The organism is Flavobacterium jumunjinense (genome assembly GCF_021650975.2).
In the GTDB taxonomy this organism is placed as follows: Bacteria; Bacteroidota; Bacteroidia; order Flavobacteriales; family Flavobacteriaceae; genus Flavobacterium; species Flavobacterium jumunjinense.
This window is the reverse complement of record NZ_CP091285.1, coordinates 390,604-412,415: the sequence shown is the minus strand read 5'-3', so window position 1 is coordinate 412,415 and position 21,812 is coordinate 390,604. Positions and strand designations below refer to the sequence as shown.

General features: G+C 29.4%; 24 protein-coding genes. All 24 read right to left on the bottom strand.

From position 1 onward, the window contains the following. Window positions 1-105: 105 nt before the first annotated feature. The 24 genes from L2Z92_RS02065 to L2Z92_RS01950 all read right to left on the bottom strand — a co-directional run bounded on the left by L2Z92_RS02065 (window position 106) and on the right by L2Z92_RS01950 (window position 21,691). Window positions 106-369, bottom strand: coding sequence for a hypothetical protein (locus tag L2Z92_RS02065; protein WP_236457195.1), 264 nt, complete (start codon window positions 367-369; stop codon window positions 106-108). A 306-nt stretch (window positions 370-675) separates the two neighbouring features. Continuing rightward, window positions 676-1,095, bottom strand: coding sequence for a hypothetical protein (locus tag L2Z92_RS02060; protein ID WP_236457194.1), 420 nt, complete (start codon window positions 1,093-1,095; stop codon window positions 676-678). 97 nt (window positions 1,096-1,192) lie between these two features. Next, complete coding sequence (locus L2Z92_RS02055; protein WP_236457193.1) at window positions 1,193-1,660, bottom strand: hypothetical protein; 468 nt, start codon at window positions 1,658-1,660, stop codon at window positions 1,193-1,195. A 504-nt stretch (window positions 1,661-2,164) separates the two neighbouring features. Continuing rightward, the gene (locus L2Z92_RS02050; RefSeq protein ID WP_236457192.1) at window positions 2,165-2,740 is read right to left on the bottom strand and encodes a hypothetical protein; all 576 of its coding nucleotides are present in this window, start codon (window positions 2,738-2,740) and stop codon (window positions 2,165-2,167) included. A 296-nt stretch (window positions 2,741-3,036) separates the two neighbouring features. After that, the gene (locus L2Z92_RS02045) at window positions 3,037-3,783 is read right to left on the bottom strand and encodes a LytR/AlgR family response regulator transcription factor (RefSeq protein WP_236457191.1); all 747 of its coding nucleotides are present in this window, start codon (window positions 3,781-3,783) and stop codon (window positions 3,037-3,039) included. Then, on the bottom strand, window positions 3,776-5,512 hold the full coding sequence (locus L2Z92_RS02040; protein WP_265210633.1) for a tetratricopeptide repeat-containing sensor histidine kinase: 1,737 nt from the start codon (window positions 5,510-5,512) through the stop codon (window positions 3,776-3,778). Before L2Z92_RS02040 ends, L2Z92_RS02045 begins: the two co-directional genes overlap by 8 nt. 36 nt (window positions 5,513-5,548) lie before the next feature. Then, the gene (locus tag L2Z92_RS02035) at window positions 5,549-6,082 is read right to left on the bottom strand and encodes a hypothetical protein (protein ID WP_236457189.1); all 534 of its coding nucleotides are present in this window, start codon (window positions 6,080-6,082) and stop codon (window positions 5,549-5,551) included. A 168-nt stretch (window positions 6,083-6,250) separates the two neighbouring features. Beyond that, complete coding sequence (locus L2Z92_RS02030; protein ID WP_236457188.1) at window positions 6,251-6,706, bottom strand: hypothetical protein; 456 nt, start codon at window positions 6,704-6,706, stop codon at window positions 6,251-6,253. 336 nt (window positions 6,707-7,042) lie between these two features. Further along, a complete protein-coding gene (locus L2Z92_RS02025) occupies window positions 7,043-8,365 on the bottom strand; it encodes a beta-1,3-glucanase family protein (protein WP_236457187.1) in 1,323 nt (440 codons plus the stop codon). Window positions 8,366-8,501: 136 nt separating this feature from the next. Then, window positions 8,502-9,248, bottom strand: coding sequence for a LytR/AlgR family response regulator transcription factor (locus L2Z92_RS02020; RefSeq protein ID WP_236457186.1), 747 nt, complete (start codon window positions 9,246-9,248; stop codon window positions 8,502-8,504). Next, the gene (locus L2Z92_RS02015) at window positions 9,235-10,980 is read right to left on the bottom strand and encodes a tetratricopeptide repeat-containing sensor histidine kinase (RefSeq protein ID WP_236457185.1); all 1,746 of its coding nucleotides are present in this window, start codon (window positions 10,978-10,980) and stop codon (window positions 9,235-9,237) included. The genes L2Z92_RS02020 and L2Z92_RS02015 overlap by 14 nt, the downstream gene beginning before the upstream one ends. A 99-nt stretch (window positions 10,981-11,079) precedes the next feature. Next, complete coding sequence (locus L2Z92_RS02010) at window positions 11,080-11,595, bottom strand: hypothetical protein (RefSeq protein ID WP_236457184.1); 516 nt, start codon at window positions 11,593-11,595, stop codon at window positions 11,080-11,082. 83 nt (window positions 11,596-11,678) lie between these two features. Then, entirely contained in the window at window positions 11,679-12,866 is a 1,188-nt protein-coding gene (locus tag L2Z92_RS02005; RefSeq protein WP_140964365.1) for a hypothetical protein, read from the bottom strand. Between the two features lie 6 nt (window positions 12,867-12,872). After that, on the bottom strand, window positions 12,873-13,358 hold the full coding sequence (locus tag L2Z92_RS02000; protein WP_236457183.1) for a T9SS type A sorting domain-containing protein: 486 nt from the start codon (window positions 13,356-13,358) through the stop codon (window positions 12,873-12,875). Window positions 13,359-13,705: 347 nt separating this feature from the next. Next, window positions 13,706-14,557: a hypothetical protein gene (locus L2Z92_RS01995; RefSeq protein WP_236457182.1), complete on the bottom strand. Its 852-nt coding sequence runs from the start codon at window positions 14,555-14,557 to the stop codon at window positions 13,706-13,708. A gap of 360 nt (window positions 14,558-14,917) precedes the next feature. Beyond that, entirely contained in the window at window positions 14,918-15,712 is a 795-nt protein-coding gene (locus L2Z92_RS01990; protein WP_236457181.1) for a DUF2314 domain-containing protein, read from the bottom strand. Between the two features lie 81 nt (window positions 15,713-15,793). Next, on the bottom strand, window positions 15,794-16,525 hold the full coding sequence (locus tag L2Z92_RS01985; protein WP_236457180.1) for a GNAT family N-acetyltransferase: 732 nt from the start codon (window positions 16,523-16,525) through the stop codon (window positions 15,794-15,796). A gap of 2 nt (window positions 16,526-16,527) precedes the next feature. Continuing rightward, window positions 16,528-16,977: a DMT family transporter gene (locus L2Z92_RS01980; protein WP_236457179.1), complete on the bottom strand. Its 450-nt coding sequence runs from the start codon at window positions 16,975-16,977 to the stop codon at window positions 16,528-16,530. Window positions 16,978-17,027: 50 nt separating this feature from the next. Then, on the bottom strand, window positions 17,028-17,612 hold the full coding sequence (locus L2Z92_RS01975) for a Crp/Fnr family transcriptional regulator (protein WP_236457178.1): 585 nt from the start codon (window positions 17,610-17,612) through the stop codon (window positions 17,028-17,030). Between the two features lie 38 nt (window positions 17,613-17,650). Then, window positions 17,651-18,370, bottom strand: coding sequence for a hypothetical protein (locus L2Z92_RS01970; RefSeq protein WP_236457177.1), 720 nt, complete (start codon window positions 18,368-18,370; stop codon window positions 17,651-17,653). Between the two features lie 106 nt (window positions 18,371-18,476). After that, on the bottom strand, window positions 18,477-19,091 hold the full coding sequence (locus L2Z92_RS01965; RefSeq protein ID WP_236457176.1) for a hypothetical protein: 615 nt from the start codon (window positions 19,089-19,091) through the stop codon (window positions 18,477-18,479). 143 nt (window positions 19,092-19,234) lie between these two features. Further along, window positions 19,235-20,173 (bottom strand): alpha/beta hydrolase, encoded by a 939-nt coding sequence (locus tag L2Z92_RS01960; protein ID WP_236457175.1) that lies wholly within the window; start codon window positions 20,171-20,173, stop codon window positions 19,235-19,237. A gap of 4 nt (window positions 20,174-20,177) precedes the next feature. Beyond that, complete coding sequence (locus L2Z92_RS01955) at window positions 20,178-20,708, bottom strand: hypothetical protein (protein ID WP_236457174.1); 531 nt, start codon at window positions 20,706-20,708, stop codon at window positions 20,178-20,180. A gap of 173 nt (window positions 20,709-20,881) precedes the next feature. Continuing rightward, complete coding sequence (locus L2Z92_RS01950) at window positions 20,882-21,691, bottom strand: UbiA prenyltransferase family protein (protein ID WP_236457173.1); 810 nt, start codon at window positions 21,689-21,691, stop codon at window positions 20,882-20,884. Window positions 21,692-21,812 lie beyond the last annotated feature (121 nt).

Below are 21,812 nucleotides of genomic sequence, written 5' to 3'. Positions count from 1 at the left end.
AATTGTGTATTTGTTTGCGTCTATAGGAAAATTTTCAATAGTACTGTGGAATAACTTATTGAAAATCAAATTTTTTTGTTGTCTTAATAGAGTGATTGTTATTGATTAATCTTCTTTTTTAATTGTAACATTTGGACTAATTGGATTTTTATTAGGCATATATACTGGATAGTTTTCACTATATACAATATTATTGTTGTTTGGATTTTGAGCTAGCCATGCAATGTTTTTTTGACCAGGAATAGTATTGTTTATCTTTAGGATTTCAATATGTTTCTCTGGATCTTCGATAGAAATATTAATTGTATATTTAGTATTACCACTATTGGGTGATAACGTTTTGTCTTTATCTTGATTTTTTTCTGGCATAACATTAAAATATTTGAGGTGTTTTTTTCTTTACAGGCGAAATAGGTTTATAGCAAAAAATCTACTCATTTTTGGTTTTAAATTATACCTAATACTTGGCTTCTTTCATAAAAATATAAATTGCCAGAAAGGAAGATGAAAAAAATGTTGTGAATGAACGTTTTTATGTTGTGAATGGGAAAACTTGTATTAAGTACATTTTATTTTATAAGAAAGGCTGTCCTAAAAAGCAAGAACAGCCTCTTATTCTAAATATTTGAAAAACTCTCGGAAATAAAAAATATTGTTACTTTAAATTCCTTGTAATTATTCTATAATCCAGTATAACTCTGTATCCGTTGGGTTAAATTCTCGTAGTCCAATTCCTTTGTGGTTTTCGGAGTTTCCATACACAAAAAGGGTTCCTTTGTTTTTAGTGTTACAACTTATAAAGTATACATTAGGTCCTTCTTCTGGAATGTTTTTGAATTCAAAGATTTGGTCAATGCTATCAGGATGGTTATTAGAGGTTTCTAAGCGATTAGATTTCGGATAACATTCTGCTACTTTAGCCCCTTGATTTCTAGTATTGATAGTTATTTTTGAACTTTTAATTGTCCATCTTTGATCTTGGTTTAGGCTATCATAAATGTTTAATTTTATTTCTTGATTTTCTGCATTTGGGAAAGCTTCCCAGCAGAAGGCTGTATTGTTAAAAGTTTTTATGGATATTTCTTTTTTAGTCATTATTTCTAAAATTTATTTATTTGTTCCTACTCATAAGGCTTTTCAGATTTCACCTCGTTTTTATAGTAGTTGCTGAACTCTACTTCTACTAAAAAAATTAAACGGTTAATGCGTGTTTTAGTTCTTCTTTTTCATTGTTAGAAGATTTTTTTGTAGCATCAACAAGTGTTACTGTACAATGGTTGTTGTCTATAGGGGAATTTGCATATAGAGCACTAGTAGATGAATCATGAGCGCTTCTGCTTACAGCTTTTGTTGTGTCTTTTCCTCCTAAAATAGCATGTAATTCATTGTCGATAATCTTCCATGCACATATAGATGAACTATCTACTGAAAGCCAAGGTGTGTCAGAAAACAAGATTGAGGATGTTGCTTTGAAATCAAGATACCCTTTAGTTCCCGAAACTTTAAAATAATTAGCCTCTTTCAATTTGCTGTATTTTTCTAACTCAAATTCTACTGCTTCAGATTCACTTCCTCCTCCATAAAATGTTCCTTTTTTATCGATTCTCATATATCCAAAATCTTTACCTTCGAATTCCAATTTTACAATTACTTTTTTCATAATGTTTATTTTTTAATGAATGTTTAAGAACAATTTTCTAGCGCTAGATTTTGTTTTCTGAGATAAAATTAGGTTTTGAATAAGAGCCAAATGTAAAAGATGATGTAAACGGAAGGTTTTCTGTTGTGAATGAAAAGTTATTTGTTGTAAATAAAATTGGTTGTATTTCAATGAAATTGAATTTAAGCAGTATTGAAAGAGCTGTTGTTGTGCTCTTAAAAACAAGAAACAAAATGAGTCCTAAATGAAAAAACCTTCCCGTTTGAGAAGATTTAAGTATTTTAAAAATATGTTGTAATTGTTTATTTTTCCGAAATGGAACTTTATGAATAACCTTCAATAATAATTTACTTTTGGAAGTAAATTATTCTATAATATTTGTATTTACAATGTGTTTTTGTTGAATGTGTATTTGTTTTCATTTAAAGATAAAAAGGCTGTCTTTTTTGACAGCCTTTCACAATAAAATTTTAAATCATTTTTCGAATATAAAAATTGACAGTTTTATGAAATAATAAATTTTGGGTCAATTTTGATATACTTTTTAATTGATGGTTTACTTGGAGAAGATAGATCTAAAAGAAGAATCATAATGTGATAATTAATTGTAACTTTTACAGGTTCAATTTTAACAGAAGTATGAGGTACAGCAATTTCACTTGCCTTAGCTTCTATGAAGGTACCAGTAGGTTTACTTTGGCTCATGAATCCGTTAGTTAAATTAACCGAAACGGATTCTATACTTTCGGATGATGGACTTGTTAAGCTACCAGTCCAATTTGCGCCTTTGTCAAAACCATACATAACCACTCCTAAGTTCTTATTGTTAATTGGGTTCATAGAATTTACAACCCAATTTATTTTGTCATTTTTACTAACTGTTAATTTGAAGTTCGTGTCATTTGCATAATAAACATTATTGTTCTTATCATTTGTAGCGACAAAAATTATATTGTCACTAAAATATTGATTTCCTCCAATTGGATTTTCCCAAGTTCCTGTTCCAGATAAGCTATCTAAATAATTTGTGTTTATTAATGTGTTAATTGTCCAGGTTGTTTCTACACTATTTGTTGCCATAATTTTTGTTTATTTGTTCTTACTCATAAGGCTTTTCAGATTACGCCTCGTTTTTATAGTAGTTGCTGAACTCTACTTTTAATCTTAAAAAAACAATTTTTCTAGCGCTAGGTTTTGTTTTCTGAGATAAAATTAGGTTTTGAATAAGAGCCAAATGAAAAAGATGATGTGAATGATATATTTTCTGATGTAGAAGAATGAGAATAGATGTGTGAATGAAATTTGCTAACCGTTATAAAACAAAAAAATCTTCCCGTTTGAGAAGATTTAAGTGTTTGAAAATGTTGGGTTATGGCTTATTTTAAAATAGTAAAACTTTTTATAATTTCTTTGTATTTCCCACTAAATGTGACTTGGTGATTGTCTTTTAGAATCAATAAATTATCTTCAAGAATAATTTTTTCGATTGCGTTGGTATTCACAATATATTTTCGGTGTGTTTGCACAAAAGTTTTACTACATAATAGTTCGCTAATTTTTCCGAGAGAAATTTGAATGACAAATTTTTCTTTTTCAGTAATAATAGAGCAATAACGATCGTCAACTTCAATATAAATTATGTTATCGGTTTTTACTTTGTTGAGTGCATTTTTCTTTTTTATAAAAAGATAACATTCGCTTATTACAGTGTCTTGGTGTTCGCTTACAAAAACGTTGGGTTGATCATAGAATTTTTCGACAGCCATTTCTATGGCATATAATACCTCTAATTCGTTGAAAGGTTTCAGTAAGAAACTAAAGGGTTTGGTTAGTTTGGCTCTTTCAAAAATTTGTCGGTCTTTGGAACTTGTTAAGAAAACAAAAGGTTTTAAAGCATTGGGAATAATTGAAATGGTTTCTGCAAAGCTAATTCCATCGGGATTACCGTCTAAAAAAACATCAATTATAACAAGGTCAATTGGCAATTCGTAAAATAAAGTGAGTGCTTCTTGATGGGTGCTTGCAATTCCGACCACATTATAATTGTTTCTTTGTAAAAGCTCTTGAAGTGCTTTTGCTTCATCTAGGTTATCTTCAATGATGAGTATGTTTACTTTATCCATTAGATGTGAGTTTAGGAAGTGCAATAATTATCTTAGTGCCTTTGTTTTCATAACTTTCAATAGCTAAATGACCTTTGTTTTTTTGAATCATCGATTTGCAAAGCTGTAGGCCAAGTCCTGTTCCAATACCTTTTTGGTTTTTCTTTTTGTTGAGTAAATTCCCTTCTTTGAGCAAATTTATTCTTGTTTCTTCATCCATTCCTATTCCTGTATCTTCAATGACAAGATAATGAAAAACAGCTTCTTTATCAAAAGTATAGACTGAAATAGTATCGTTTTCGTTTGAAAATTTTATGGCATTATCTAGCAAGTTTCGAATAATTATCTTTAAAGAATCTAAATCGGCTAATACGAAAGTAGCTTTAGGAATTTTATTAGCAAAAACAAGATTTTTATTTTCAAATAAAGGTTTGTAATTGTATTCTATTTGTTGCATTACAGAAAATAAATCGACAGATTCTATATGGAAATAGAGTTGTTGTGTTTGTAAGGTTGCCCAATGTAGAAGATTTTCCAATAAATTAAAAGTACTATTAGCAATGGCTGCATTTTTATGAGCCGTTTTATCTAATGTTTCAAAATTACGATTGGCAATGTCTTTTAATAATTCATCATTAGTAACTTGCAACGCGTTTACAGAGGAACGCAGATCGTGACTAACAATGGAGAATAGTTTGTCTTTCGTAGCGTTTAAATCATCTAAGTTATCTTTTTGAGCCTCAATAATTTTATTTGTTTTGCTCTTTTGATTGTAAAAATAAAAAGCTGTTCCAAAAAGCAATAGGAATAGAACAGAAGCAACAATAAAACCATTTCGTTGAGAAACTTTTGTTTTGTTTTCAGAGGCTAATAGTTGTATTTCTTTTTGTTTCTGATTTACTGCATATTTTTTTTCAATTTCGGCTACTGCCCAAATTTTGTTTTGATTATTTAAAGAATCTTTCCAAATGTCATACTCTTTTCGATACATCATAGCTTTTACCAAATCTTTTCTATTTTCTTCCACAACAGCCATGTTTAAAGCTGCATTTTGTTTTATCTCAAAATTCTTTATTTTTTTTGACAAGGCATACGCTTTTTCAAAATAAGGAATGGCTTGATTGTCTTTGTATTGCTCATAATAGAGGTTGGCAATATTAATATTTAACCTTATTGTTTTTATTGTATCTGCTTCTTCTGATAAAAAATTAGAAGCTCTAAATAAATACTCTTCTGCCTTATTGAATTTTTCTGTATGAAAATAGCAAAGACCTAAATTTTGATAAAAATAGTACCTGTTGAAGTCATGTTTCTCAATAAATTCTCTTTCTACTGTTTCAAAATAGTCAATGGCTATCTTATAATCTTGTTGTTCTAATGCTATTTCTCCTAAAAGTATAACTATATGATAATGAAATTCTACTTGGTTAGATATTTTATTTAACTCTAGTTTAGCTACATCATAAATCTTTTTTTCTATAAAACAACGTGCTCTAAAATAATGACAAAAGTCTTTGATTTCAAGTGTGTTGTTTTTATTACTTAACTGTTTTGCTGTATAAACTAAAGTTGAATCTAAGTTGTTTTGAATAAAAAAAGAACATGCTTTTTTAAAATCAATTTCTTTCTTTAACTGAATTTCTTTTAAAATTAGTGTACGAATAAATTTATTGTTAGAAATTTCTTGTGAAAAAACTAGCAACGAGAAAAATAAAAAGATCATAAAATAAAATCTTTTTATGTACTTCATTTAATGAATAATTTAGGTGTTAAAAATATTTAGATCTTATACAGCAGATCCAACTGAAGTCACAGTTCCTCTTGAAGTTTTAGGGTCAATATCCCAAAGGAAAGTCTCTACCAAATTAATATCTTTAATTTCAATTTTGCTAGATATATACCTTTCAGGATAAACTACTTTTTCAGGACCAATAGGGAACCCTGTAGTGTTATTAGTCGTAAAATTTACTTTAAAAGATTTGTAAGTGTTATTAGTTGATAAATTTTCACCAATTGAAATAAGTTGTTCTTCATCACAGTAAATAAAAAATTGAAGTTGTCTTTCTCCATTATTACTTATTGTAAAAAGTTGGTTTATTTTAAATGTTAGTAGTTCTAGTGTCGTATTAACTAAGACAATAACAGAAACAGTAATGCTTGAATTGTTTTCGTTTCTAATGGCTTGAGGTAGAGTTGGTAAAGGTTGTTCAAATGTAGCGCCTAAATCCAAATAGCCAGTTGGAGTTACAATTATTTCAGTGTTTAATTGGGTTCCTGGAGGATTAATAATGTCTTTTTTTGTTGGGATTGTTGGGATCATGTTTGCTGTTTTTAATTTGAATTATTTGTTCTAAGTAAATTTACTGTTTATTTTCATGTTTTTTGTTTCCATTCAAATTATTTTACGGCAGAAAACAAAAAAGTTACAAGAAAACTTGCAACTTTTTGATTGGTTTTTGATTACCTTTTTTTTAATGACAATAAGCGACTATCCTTGTAATTGAGGATTCAAAACGCCTGCCGTGATAGTATAGATTAAACCATTTGGACCTTCTTGTGCAAAACCAAAAATGCCATATTCTCCATTTTGATAAATTTGATTATCTCTGTCGTTGTATGAAATAGCCGCCCATTTTTCTACATCTGAAGCTTTTACGGTAATGGAAGTAGTTGGATAATTTTTATCTGTCGGACATGAGATTTGTAACTCAAACGAAGTCTCTGAAATAGCACCGTCTGGTTGTAAGAACCAAGTTGGAGTTGGTCCTGAACTATTTTGACCAGGAGGTGTTGGCAAAGGGACTTCTTTATTAACAGGAAATGAACCAGTTCTTAAACTTCCATTAGTGATTTTTGTAATTTCACAAAGAATTGTGTTGCCGTCTGCTGCACCAGCATCGTTTTGACTTAATGCTGATAATTGAAATACTTTAGTTGTTTCCATAATTTCTTAAATTTATTTATTTGTTCCTATTCATAAGGCTTTTCAGATTTTGCCTCGTTTTTATAGTGATTACTGAGCTCCACTTTTTTAAAGAATAAACCTAGCTAGTTTTTAACTTCTGTAATAAAGTTATTAATTTATAATGTGTTAAATCGAAGGAATGTAATGAGTATAGGAGTTTTATCCACGAGTAAGGATAATTATAGAACAAGACCGCTCAATGGTGTGTTTTGGTTATGGACAATTGAAAAAAAAACTAGTTAGCGTATTTCAGTAAACAAAATGAGCTCAATAATTATTTGAGCTCATAGAGATAGGTGTGGTTGTTTGTTGTAATTACATAGCTTCCAATACATTGAGCAACGAAATTTGTAATGTATCAATAGTTGCTGGGTTTAATGAAACTAATACAGGAGAAAAACGATCTGAATACGCAAAATTATAGGCATCTGAAAGTTTTTGTAATGTTGCCGCATATTGATTGTAATTTGAAGGACTGCTTTGTAAATTACTAAATAAAGAGGTATTAGGTATTGTAAACCATTCACTACTCGTCATCGCTCCAACTTTTGTTCCGTTAATTGTAGTTTCTGATCCAATAGCTCCAATGTTAAAACCTGCTAATAAATCACCAGTAATCCAACCATACACATCGTTTGCAGGATTTTGTGATGCTCCACCGTTAAGAGAAAAAGCAGCATTAGCACCATAAATTCCGCTCGGGTTGATAAGATCACTTTTTTTGTAAACCATAGTAGTTGAAACGTTTCCTACAGTTCCTGTTAAAGTAATATCTCCAGAAACATCTATTGAAGCAGTTAAATCATAAGCTTGCGCACTTTGTGGTCCTGAAGCAGGTACATTTGGGCCAACACCATTAAACTGACCTGAAATGGTTGCAATAGTTCCTTTTCCTAATCCAGTTATTGTTTTTCCAATTGAAGTATTTGGGCCAAAATTTTTGATTAAATCGTTTAGGTATTTGTCAAAGAGAGAATAAGGAATCACGGGAACACCTCCAACTGGAGGATAAGAAGAAGGACCGATGATGCGAGCAAACCCTGTACCAGGTTGATTGGGTTGTCTTGTGAATTTGCCAGGTACAAGTGCAGGAAGTGCATCACTTAAACCAGACTGTGGTGTTGCTGTTAGTGCGTTTAATTGTGAATATATGTCATAAGAAGTTATCCCTGTTTTAATTCCATTATCGGTTTGAACAGTTGCTCCGTTTAGAGAAGTTTCTAACTGCATAGGAATGCTCCAATAATCGATACTTGTTAAGTCGGCTACATCTGCTGCATTTCCATTAAAGGTGAGTTCCATTTTGTCATAGCGAAGAAAAAAATTTACATCGGTAATGTTTTGTGCAGGTTCGTAGCCAGCATTCAAAACTGACCATGTTTGGCCATAGGAAATATAAATTCGGCCACTAAAATTTTGGATGGAAACTCCATTTTTTAATGTATCAAACGAATACCAATTTCCTTTTCCAACTTCTTGATTTAAAGGTTTTATTTCCAGTTCTAAAGGTTCTAACAAATTCGGACTTGGATAATTAATACTGAAAGGAGCAGTTGCACTTCCTGAAACAAATCCAATGGACACAAGTTTATCAGGTAAGTTACTGTTGTTTTTGAAAATTATTTTTAATGTTGCCATACTTTTAAAGTTTTTAAATTAGTTAATTATTTACTTCAATAAAGGTAGCTTCAAAAATAGGTTAGTTTCAAAAAATAGGCACAAGACATTAAAATATAAGAACGAGAGTTATATATGGTTATATAAGAAAAATGACTTATTTTAAAGTACGTACTTTTTTTATGATGTCTTTGTATTTCTCGCTCAATGTAACTTTGTGGCCTCCATTTAATAATATTAGATTATCGGAAGGAATAATTTCTGTTATTTTTTGAGTATTTACGATGTAGTTTCTGTGTGTTCTTGAAAAAATTGTTTGATCAAGTAGCTCTAAAATCTTAGTTAAAGAAATTAGAATAACAAACTTTTCTTTCTCAGTAACGATATTGCAGTATTTCTCTTCTACTTCAATATAAACTATTTCAGTAATAAGTACTTTTTTTAATGATTTTCCTTTTTTAATGAATAGGTATTCTTCGCTGATTACGGTGTCTTCTTCATCACTAAGGAAAACATCATTTTGTGCATAGAATTTTTCTACAGCTAATTCTAATGCGTATAGAAGTTCAAGTTCATTAAAAGGTTTCATTAAATAACTGAACGGCTTTGTCAATTTAGCACGTTCAAATATTTGTCTATCAGTAGAACTTGTAAGGAAAACAAAAGGTTTTGATGCATTTGGTACAACGTTTATTGTTTCGGCAAAAGCAATACCGTCAGGAGAACCATTTAAAAAAATATCAATGATTGCAATGTCTATTTTATTGTTGTAAAATAAGTGTAAAGCATCTTTATGATTCGTTGCTAAACCGACTACATTATAATCATTTGCTTTTAGAACTTTTATTAGCGCATCACTTTCCGTAGGAGTGTCTTCAATAATTAGTACATTAATGTTGTTCATTTGGGACGGTTTTAGACAAAGATACGATGATTTTTGTTCCTTTTCCTAATCCGCTTTCTATATCTAATTTACCCTTATTTTTTTGAATCATCGATTTGCATAATTGCATTCCTAAACCTGTTCCAATAGTATTCTCATTTTCTTTTTTAGCTAATAGGGTAGTCTCTTTTAGAAGATTTGTTCTAGTGGTTTCGGTCATTCCTTTTCCGTTATCTTCAATAATTAAATTACAATAGTTATCATCCATGTTTTGAGAATAAATTTTTATTGTGCCATTTTCATTGGAAAATTTAATGGCATTGTCTAAAAAATTTCGAAGAATAATTTTAAGCGATTCTTGATCAGCATAAATGAGATCTTTTTTAGAAACAGTGTTCTCAAACTGAATATTCTTTTCTAATAGTAAAGGTTGGTAGTTAAAAGCTACTTGTTCTACAATAAAGAACAAACGCATAGAAATGATTTCAAAATAGGATTGTTTCGTTTGTAATAATGCCCAGTGCAATAAGTTGTCTAATAAATTATAGGTACTGTTAGCAATGGTATTGTTTTGATGCAGAAGTGCATCAATTTCATCTAAATTTTTAGTAGTTAAATTTTCTCGTAGTTTAGTATTACTAGTCTTCATTGCATTTACAGAAGAACGTAAATCGTGACTAACGATAGAGAAAAGCTTGTCTTTTGTAGCATTCAATTCGTCTAAGGTTTCTTTTTGTGCTACTATAATTTTATTGGTTTTTATTTTTTCTCTGTAGAAATAGAAACCTGTTCCAAGTAGTAAAAGTAAAACTAAAGCAGAATAGAACAATCCATTTCTTTCGGCTATTTTTATTTTGTTTTCCGCTTGTAGCAGACTTACTTCTTTTTGTTTCTCTTTAACTGCGAATTGTTTTTCTAATTGTGCAACTTCCCAAACTTTATTCTGATCGTTCAAAGAGTCTTTCCATTGCTCAAATTCCTTCCTATAGGCTAATGCTTTCGGAAAATCTTTACGATTTTCTTCCACAACAGCCATGTTGAGAGCTGTATTCTGTTTTAACTGAAAATCTTTTGTTTTTTTAGACAGCTGATATGCTTTTTCAAAAAAAGGAATAGCAAGATTGTCTCTATATTGATCGTAGTATAAAGTAGCAATATCTCCGTAAGAACCAACAAGCATTAAAGAATCTTTTTGTTGTTCTTGGAGTCTTACACTTTCAAGTAAATAGAATTCTGCTTTATCAAATTCTTCTAAGTGTAAATAACATAAACCTAAATTATGTGTAACTGTGTGTTTTTTTATAAACAGAAGCTTACTATCATTCAAAAATTCAATTTCTTTAAAATAATTAATAGCTTCTTTAAACTCTTTTTTCTCTAAAGCAATTTCACCTAAAAGTAATCTAACAATATGATAAAGGTGAAATTCAGGTGATATTAAATAAAATTCTTTTTTGCTTTCTTTAAAGAGCTTCTTCTGCTTAAAACTAAATCCTCTTAGAAAATGGCAATAATTTTCTAAATTTATTTTTTGATTAGGAATCACTAGCTGTTTCATTGAATATACTAGAGTCGAATCCCAATTTTTTTGATAAAAAAACAAAGAAGCTTTTTGAATATTATGCTCTTTTGGGTACTTTTTTACTATTGTTTTTATGGAAGAATAAAATAAACTATCAATGTCTTTTTGAGAAAAAAGAAATGAAGTATAAAAAAAAAATATTGTCAATATAAATAGTCTTACTTTAATCATTGTCTCATATGATTTTTGGAGTAAGTACAAATATATTTAAAAAAAATCCATAAGTTTTTTAATTATGGATTTTCTCATGTTAAAGTTAAAAAATACTGACTAACCTACTCCTTGTTGAACAGTAGTAACTGTTCCTCTAGAACCAACAGGGTCTTCGTCCCATAAAAAAGAAACAATTTCTTTTAAATCTAAAATGTTTGGCATTGGCATATCATTAGGTAAAGTTATATTTGGAGTGTATCCTTTAGGAGAATTAATCGCATTGAATGTCAATTGAAAAACATTGAAAGTCGAACATGACTCTGGAGTTACATCATAACATACGTAAAAATTAGCATAAGGCATTTGATCGTTAGTATAGCTAAAATCTTGAATAACACATAAATTATTTGGATCTACATTTGTATTTTCGCTTACAAATACAACAATGCTAATTTCCATTTCTTTAGTGTTGTTTATTGCAACTTGAACAGTTGGAGGTAGGGGTTTGTTATGTCTTGGACTAGGAAATTTTATTTGAAAATCCAATTTACTTACTATAACTTTCTGTATTTCTATTCCAGCAGGTCTTACCGTTTTTTCGCAAGAACTGTCTTTTTGGTTTGTTTTGCTCATAATAATTGTTTTTAGGTTAAAATTAAGTTTAAATGTTAGTTTAAAAAAAAGAGAAGCTTTAAGCTTCTCTTTTTAAATTTGATTTATATTCTAAACGTAGTTAATTTCACTTCTGTATATGCACCTGCTACTCCTCCTGTAGTCATCGTACAAGAAGTTCCTGAGACATTTAATGTTATAGTTATTGTTCCACATCCAGATTCTAAAGAAATTACATTACCTGTAGCAGACATGGTTGCTGTTGCTAATACATTTGCGTAGTTTATAATTGTCACTTGTCCGGTTGGGTCAATCATCATAGTTCCTCCATATGCTGAACCTTGAGCGCAATTATTATAAATAGCAAAAGTAACCATTGTTCCATTACCTCCAAGTGTAAAAGGAGCTGAAGGTGTTCCATATACATTCGTAAGATGATAGTAAGGTGCTGCATCAGTCCAAGTAGCTAATCCGTTAGCATCTGAAGTTAAAACTTTTCCTGCACCTTGAGTTCCATCACTAATTTTTACATTACCTGCAATATCTAATTTTGCTGTTGGATTATTATTACCAATACCAATATTATTATTTAAACCCCAAACTTCTGGACCTGTACTCCCTAATTTTATAGCTGCACGATCTGAATCTTGAACGCCATAAATTCCTAAAACATTAGGTACATCAACATCACTTAAATAAACATCATCTCCAATTTGAAGGTTTTTTCCTCCTGCATTGTAAATATCTGCTAATTCTAATTGGGCCGTTGGAGTTGTAGTATAAAGACCTATATTCGTACCGTTGTTATAAAAATTAGTGTTATTCGTTACCCAAGATGTTCCATTCCAAAAAGGAGAAACTCCAATTGCCGAACCGTTTGCTAAACCTCCTCCAGCATTGCCTGCATACATTGCATAAGGCACACTTAACAACTGGCTTGTGCCAGAAATAGTATAAGATGTTCCGCCAGCTAAATCCGTTTCCGATTTGATGTAATAGTTTCCAGTAGACCAATCAATAGTAGAAAAATTTCCAGAAACAACTGATCCTGAACCAATTTCAATACTAACTAATCCATTTGCGTTTGTTGATGGTGTTTGTGTTTCAACATAAACTGCTGTACCTGTTGAAGATCCTTGTAAAATACTGATTTGCATTCCAATTGTTGTTGAAACTACCAATGCATCGCTACCATCCCTAATAACAGCTTGATAACTCATTTTTTGTGGAGCTTGTGCAAATGCAATTGTATTAATTAATAATACAGTTATAAGAGTAATTATTTTTTTCATATATTTTTATTTTTTAATAATTTTAAAAGTTTTAATAATGGTATTGTTTTGAGTTACATTAAGAATGTAAATCGCTTTTTGATATTCTGCCATAGAAATAGTAGTACTTTGGTTTGAGATTACACTACTTTTAATTACTCTGCCATTAAAATCAACAAGCGCATAAGACATGCCTGACAATTCACTTTCATCAATAGATAAATTTAAAACATCAGTAGTTGGGTTTGGGTAAGCCAACATTTTTAATTGAATTGAAAACAATTCGGTTCCTAATACCGTTTGAATTTCAAAGGGCTGTTGTACACCTTGAGCTACAGATCCATTTGAGCCTGTGTTTGTTGTGTAGAACGGTTGGCCAACTGAGAATGAAACATTTCCTTCTGTAGAAGAAGCGTTACTTCCAGCGCTAACGGTGGCATTTTGAGCATTCATTGTGAAAACTCCCAAACTAAATAGCATAGCTACATAGTACTTTGTTTTTTTGTTTTTCATAAATTAAGTGTTTTAAAATCATTAAAATTACAGATATATTAAAAGTGTTTTTTTTAAATGTTGTGAACAGCAAAACTTTGTATGCAAAACAATTTTAATCTTCTTGGTTATACAGTAATTTTATACAAATATAGTTTGAAAACAATTAATTTTATAAGCTAATTTGAACAAGATGAGCAAATAATGGAACGAAATTAGCTTTTTAAAGAACAAGATATGAGTTAGGTAGCTTTTTTCTTAAAAATGATTGAATTGAATCGTAGGTACTTTATTTTTTTGTATAAAAAAAACAGACCAAAGTCTGTTTTTAAATTGTAGCTTTTTAATATTCTTATATTAAAAGTTATTTATTCATATTCATAAGTAACAACCGTTTTTGTTTTGTCTATGACTTGTGTATGACTTTCTGGATAGCCGAAGTTGTTATAGGTGAATTTTTTCGAATATTCTGTTTTTGAGGGTGAAGTCGATGAGAACTTCAATAAATTGTGTTCAGAAATAGATTCTAATGGAAATTCTTTCTCTTGTGATGAGATTAGATGTACGATAGTTTGATAATTTGCTCCAAAAACATTTTTAATTAATAATAGCATTGCTGACTTCTTATCATCATAATCATAACTGTCAACCGTTTTATCACCAAATAACCCTTTATAGGTTACAATGTCATTTTCATTATAATCAATACGCTTATTGTTAATGATTTTTTCACTTAAGTTACGTTCTGATTCACTAACAATTTTTCCGTCTTTGAAAAAATAATCAATACTTTGAACAAATTTTGCTGAGCTAATACTACTTTTTGTAATTGCTTTTATACGCCCACCTTGGTGTTTGTAGGTTACTGTTTTTGTAACACTTTTATTTCCTTCGTCATATTTGTTAATATATTTGACTAAATTGTCATTAGCATCATAAAAATAGGTTGTTAATTCTTTCCAGTAATTATTTTCGTTTTCTTTAAGTGTTCGATCAAGTTTTCCATCTTTATTGTAGTAGAAATACTGAATAACATCGGAAGTTTGAATTGATGTTAACTTTCCATTTTCAAAAGAATACGTTTTTGTTAGTTTTTCACCAGTCTTTAAATCGGTTTCAACGCAATTGATTTTTTTAAGTTGAATGGCTTCTTCTGCCATTTGTCCGTGCGCAAGCAATGACAACACAAACCCAACAAGAGTGAGTAATTGTTTTTTCATAGGTAATTTGTTAAATTTAGGGATTACAAAAGTATGAATAAAAAAAATATGTTTTTTTATGGTTATTTCACTTTTTATGATATAGAGGGTTGTTTTATAGCATTTTAAATGAAAATTTTAATATTTTGTATACTATAACTATAAGAGAATGATATGCAAATGAATAGCATAAAAAACGAATAAGTTACTTTGTTTAAAAAGTAGTTTTTTTAAACAAAGTAAAAAAATAGAATTGAGAAGTAAGTTTAGAAAGAAAACTTAAGTGTTTTTTTTTCTAAAAAAAGATTCCAACAGATAAAAAAAGTAAGTATAATGTGTGTAAACATTGAAAAATATAATATCTGTTGGAATAGTTGTTTTTTATTTTTGAAATATTGGAATTAAGTGTTCCCAATTTAAATCTTGTGCAAAATCGGATGCAGTCTTGCCTTGATTTGTTCGAGCATTAAAGTCTACATTAAATTCTTTTAAAACGTCAATTATAGCTTTGTTCCCTGCAATTGCTTCTCTGTGTAGCATTGTATAGCCTAAATCGTCCTTGGCATTTATTTCATCAGGATTATTATTTAAAAACTCGCGAAATTTTTCTACCATATTTTTACTCATAGGATGTTCAATTAAATTTTCAGGATGTTTTTCTTGTTCATATGCCACTAAAATAGCATCATAATCTCCAAAATCTAAACCCCAAGCAGCATCATGGTTTTTTCTTTCTTTTTCACTCATATCTGAACGAAGAAGTTGAATAGTAAATCCACCATGCGTTTTTCCTCCAATGGAAAACATCCAATCACTAATCTCGCTTAGTTTAATTGAAACACTATCACCGTTAGTAATGTTAGTTAATTGATTTGGAGTGTTCATTAATATACCTGTAATGTTTTCTCCATCAAACTCAATCTCATTAATCCACATATGTTCAACAATAGGTTCGTCAAATTCTTCAAACTTTTGTTGAAAAGGAATTTTTACAATCGATAAATCATGTGCTGGAATTATTCTTCTGTATTCCCAATATACTTCTCTCCAAAAATAATTGAAAGTATCCTGTGCTTTTTTATATGCATCTTCCATTGTTGGCGTTTGTTTTGCGAAAACAATTTTCTTTTCGTCTTCTTTTTCGTCCTTTTTGAACATTTTAGAAAATAATCCCATGGCAATAATTTGTTTACATTATAATTGTGTTTAACAAATATAAAATAATTTTGAATGAAGAGATAGTGAAGTGCAAAACATTTAATTTGAATTTAATTTGAAATTTTGAAGGACAAATGCTGTAGTGAAACCTAATTTTTCATACATCGATTTAGCCATTTTTGATGCCTGAAGTGTTGCTAAGGGAATTCCTAAATTTAATGCTTTGTTAAGAATGTGGCACATAATATCTTGAGCATAACCTTTCTTTCTCATGGATGGAATAATTCCTAAACTATGAATTCCTATTGTGTTGTTTGTTATATAATAAAGAATTGTTCCAACAATTTGGTCTTGATGAAAAATAATGAAATAATCAATTTTTGCACAATTTTTAAATACAGTTTCACTACTAATTATATAACCAAATGCTTCTTTAAACGCAATACACCAATTTTTAGATTCTTTTTGTGTTGTAACTTTTTTAAATTCTAGAAGGTAATTCGTGTTGAATGTGTTATCTAGTTTTAAACTCATCCCATATTGACTAAAATTTTCAGAATAACCATTTTCTAGAATTAAATCCTCTTCATTTGAGCTATTTTGATTAAAAAAAGAAAAGACAAGTTCTGATTTATAGTTTTGAATTATTTCCGAAATCTTTACTATGTTTTCTTTCGTTATTTTTTCCTTTGTCCAAATTCTATTGGGCCAATTTGAATTAGGAATAGAGCAATATTCAATCTCGTCTTTTGTACTATAACTATTAAAAGGAACGCAAGCACTTTTCCAAAGCGCTGTAAGATTGTTAATGTTTAATTCGATGGTGTTCATTTTTATTTAGAATTGATTAAAAATATACCAATTATCATAGATAAAATACCTAAGATATGTTTTGTTGTGATGGGTTCAATAGGAAGGTTTAACCAACCATATTTTCCTGCAATTAAAGAAAATGCAAGTTGACCACATAGACCAAAAGAGATCATTTTTGAAATGCCTAATTTTGGAATAGTATAAAAATATAATGAAATACCTATTGCGCTACAAAGTCCGCCAATAAACCATAAATAGGTTGGCACTTGAATGAAATGATTCGTTTGAAAGTTGTCTTTGTTAAATGCAAACAAAGCAATACTTGCAAATAAAGCGCTAGTAATCGAGGTTGAGATTACTGCTATAAGAGGTTGTTTTAAAATAGAACCTAGTTGCGTATTAAAACCAGCTTGTATGGCTAAAAACACACCTCCAATGAATGCTGCACAATAAATAAAAATAATTTTCATTTGACAAAGATGCGAAGATGAAAACTATATTTTCTTTACATATGTTGAGGTTATGTGTTTTTTCTAATGCGACTCAATTGTGTAGGTGTAATGCCTAAATGAGATGCGATATAATGAAGAGGAACTCTTTTTTCTATTTCAGGATGAAGATTGATGAAATTTAAATACCTTGTTTTTGCATCTTTCATTACAATATCAATCTCTCTTTGTTCCTTAATTATAATCCAATTTTTTTCAAGATAAGCAACATAGAAGTTTTTTAAATCTTCATTCTCTTCTATTAGGGTTCTGTATTTTAAATAATCGAAACTAATAATAGTAGCATTTTCTATAATTTCTAAAGAAAAGTTAGAAGGCTCACTTTTTAATGCAGAAACCGTAGATCCAAGGAAATTACCTTCTAGAAATATATTTTTGTGGTAGGTATTTCCTTCATCCGATAAGAAATTAGAAACAACAATTCCCTTGTATAGAATGTGAGACTCTTTAGATATTTGCCCGAAAGATAATAAGGTTTCATTCTTTTTTAATTTTTTAATTGTTGCAATAGAATGTAGAAGTGATAAAGAGTATTCACTCACAGGATAATAGGACAGAAATGTTTTAGAGATAAAATCTGTAATATTTTTATCCATTGTGTTTCGTTTTTTATGAATGTGTTTTTAAAAAAATATTAGTGACGAAGAAATGTAATTAATATTCTAATTATTGCAAATAAAATTACAAGGGCCAATCCTGCAAATAGTTTAACCTGCATCCCTATATTTTTTGTTTTTTCTTTTTGTTTGTGAATCTCAAAACGCTCTTTTTGATTACCAAGGTCTTTAATTTTTTGAACTTTTTCTAAAATTAGATTATAAGTATTCATTTTGTAAGCTGTGTTATCGGGTAACTGGCTTAGAATGTCGCAAATGTCAAAAACAGAAGTTAGAATTTGATTTTTAATAGTTTTGATTTTCTCATTATCATCAAACCTGTTCAGAATATCTATGTTCACAATATTTAGCGCATTAATGAATTTTTTATAATGATTAGGCATATTCACATCTGAAGGCTTAGACTGTAATGTGTTTTTATAGGTGTCTATATTAATTAAAGCTGCTGTAATTATTTTCTCTAAATCGTTGCAAATCTCTTCTTTGAATTCTGGTGTTGCTAAAAATTCTACAGATCTGAATAGCGTTGTTACTTTTCCTTCTTCGGAAGTGCCAAAGCTTTTATCGAAGACCTCTTTATAGCTTGTTCTATACGCTTCGTTAATATGTTTTTTGAAGTCTTCATTTTTAAAATTACTGTTTGAAAAATTGCTAAAAACACTAACATCTTTTTGATTTAGTAGCTTGTTAAGTGATTCGTCATTTTTAATAATCTCTTCAAAATTTTCTTCTTTCATTTTTGTTATGGTTTATAGTAGTAAAGTCTTTGTAAATTGTATCTACTTCATTTTAAAAAAAGCGAGGGTTTTGTTTTAGCATCTAAAACAAAACCCTCGCAATAAATTATTTTATTTGGTTTTTACCGTCAATTGACCAATCATAAGTTTTGTGAATACCTGAAACTTGTTTTTCTTCATTAATTGTAATTGAAAGAACAAGGTTTTCATCTTCTTTTTCTATACTAACTGCAGAGCAAAAGTACTTTTCTACATTTGTATCTGCTTTAAAAAGAGTGATCGATTTTAAAATCACTTCGTTAATTACTTTAAAATCGATGCTTTTTGCAGAAAAAAGATAAGGTTCATATGTTTCGTAATTGTTAGATAGTTTTTTGTTAAGTATATCTCCAACACTAATGTCTATAATTGCATTGTTTAATTTACCAGTATTGTTAATAGAGTAATTTACAATTGTATTCTTGTCCTTACCATGTACAAAACTGATGTTCATGTCGCTGTATTTGTCTGTTCTGTCTGGAGATTCTAATCCGGCAGAATAGCTAAAATCTAATACTTCAATACTGTCTTTTAAATTTGGATAGTGAGAATAAATATAATCCGTTAATTTGTTATATCCTTGTGTGTTTTCGATTAATAAATCGGGTAATGGTTCTTGATTGCATGAGGTTGTGAATGCAAAAAGTGTAATTAGAAGAGCCGTAAGTTTAATAGACTTCATTTTGTTGAATTTAAAAGTTTGTATTTTTTTTGAAATTTCAGCAAAGTTATGATTATAGATTGTATTGCACAATACGTATTTATACGTAGTTTCTTAGGTTTTTCGTACGTATAAATACGCACTTTGTAATAAAAAACTGTTTTTTAGTTTTCGAAAATGAAATCTGTAGTGTTTTTTGTCCATTCGGTTTTGTTTTTTATAAGATAATTTTCATGTCCTGTATTTTTGTATACATTCAATTTTTTTTTACCTGTAATGTTTTTGAAGATAGCGTCAATCTCGTCTTTATTAACGCTTTTGTCGTTTTCACCATATAATAATAGAGTAGGACAGGCTATGTTTTTTGCATACTCTGTAGGGTTGTGATCGAATCCCCAAAAACTATTTTGTACACCTCCCCAAAAAAGAAGTATTCCTGCCATAGGGAAAGTAGGAGCCTTCAATCGGTCAAATCTTGCACAAACTGTTTGATACATGGAACCGAAAGGGCATTCAATGATAATTCCTTTTGGGCTAATTTTATAATCGTTTATGCATTTCATTATAGCAACTGCTCCCATAGATGTGCCAAATAAATAAACATTTTTTTCTCCTTTATTTTTGAGATAATCATAAGCAGTTTTTACTTGTTCCGCTTCCATATAACCAATGGTAGTTTGGTTTCCTTCAGAATTGCCGCTTCCCATAAAGTCAATTAATAATGTGCTATACCCATTTTTTATAAAAATATCTGATTTGTCTAGCATCATCGATTTTTCTCCACTATAACCATGACATAAAATAATAGTACCTTTTGAACTTTCTTTTTTAATACTCCAACATTCAATTTCTTTGTTGCTTTTTAATGTAAAAGTTTCAAATTTTTGAGTAGGTAATTTTGTGCCTTTAGGTTTTGGATTATTAACACCAGTGAGAACAATTTTTATTTTTTCAAAAGCAGATAGTTTTTCAGGACTTTTAGTTCTTTCGGTAATGCTCTGGCTGAAATGAGTGAATTTATAGGCATGAAAAAACGCAATTACATTTAAAATAATGAATAATAGTATAAGTATTCGTAGTGTTTTTTTGAAAAATAGTTTCATTTTTTTAAAGTTTTAAGTCGCTCATTGCTTTGTTTAATTCTTTATGATACGCTTTTAAAGCAAGTAGTTTTAATTTATGCTTTTCTCTTATTTCAAAGCTGCTTTTTTTTAAATCATAATGTGCTTTTTCTCGGAAATTATTAGCGATTTCTTTGCCAAATTCATCATTTTGAGCTAAATAGTCCGCTAAGTGTATAGCGGCTAAACCCTTTTGATTTTTCTTTTCGAGACTGAATAATTTTTTCTCTAGTTTGTATTGTTGAAAAAGATTGTTTTTTATTTCCTTTTCAATAAGCTCTTTCTTTTTCTGAATTTCTTCTGTGCTTGTTTTGTCGTTTTTTTTAGCGTCGCTTTTAGCTTTTTGAATAAAAGAAAGCATTTCAGAAAGTCTTGTCATAGCTTTCCTAGGTAAGCTTCTTTTTTTTAATTCAAATAAAGAATACCGACTTCGCGTAACGAATAATAATAAAGCCATCTCTTCCTGTGTAGCGCCTAATAATTCTCTAATCGCTTTTTCTTCTTTTACTTTTTTCATTAACGGAGCAATTTTGATTAAAAACTAATTTTGCTACAATTTATGTAGCCAAATTGAAAAAACAAAGAAAGTGCTACATAAAAAGATGTTAAAAATAGCTGTAGTCATTTTTATAAATAGTTGCTGTAAGAATAGTTTTTTTTGATCTATTTAATTTGTAATCAGTTAATGAATTAAATTAAGAGAAGTATTAACCAAAAGATAGGGATACTTTCTACCCAAAAACTAGTGTAGTATTTATTCTTTTTAATTGTTGCGAAATAAGTAAAAAGTGCAACAATCAAAGCGATAGAGAAAGTTGTTATCATGCTCCTAAAAGAGATGTTAGGTTTCATGAGGTCTAAAAAGAAAAATAACAATAAGAGTAAATAGGTTAAATATTTTGTTTTAGAAACTCCAATTTGTTGCGGTATTGTTTTTAAGTGCCAATTGTCTGTTTTTAAATCAATAATCTCAAAAATGAGCATTAATACAAACACTAATATAAAACGTTGAATGCATTTTAAAAACACGATACTATTCCAATCGTGATTGGCATTAATAACAGGTAAACAAACAGTAACACCTACCCATGCTAGAGCGACAAGATATATTTTTACACCGCTCCAGTTTCTCATGTTCTCTTTGTTTGGGAAAAATGGCAAAGTGTAAAGAATTGTAATTATCAAAGCGAGAAAGCCAATACATTTTGTTTTGGTTTGAAGTTCTAAAAAATAATAAAAAGTTGCTAAAAAAGAGATTGCGCTTAGAGCAATGATAGCTTTAAAACGAAATGTTAGTTTTACTTTTTTAATACGAGCCAATTCATCATATTTTATAAAGTTGTAGCCAACTATAGTTCCGTAAAATCCAAATAAGGTTACTGCTTCGTCATAAGGAATGTTTAACTTTAAAAAAGTAATTCGCACTAAAGCATAGACGGCAAAAGCAACATGAAGACTGCTTTCGATATAAAAACTAAGAATATTTTTTAAAATGCTCATGAAACAAAAATAAGCAATGTGTTAATAAGAATGACGTTTAGTTCATAAAATCACAAAAAATAGCTTTTTAAAGTCGATTTATTACAAGATTAATAATTACTTTTGTTCCCCAATAACAACA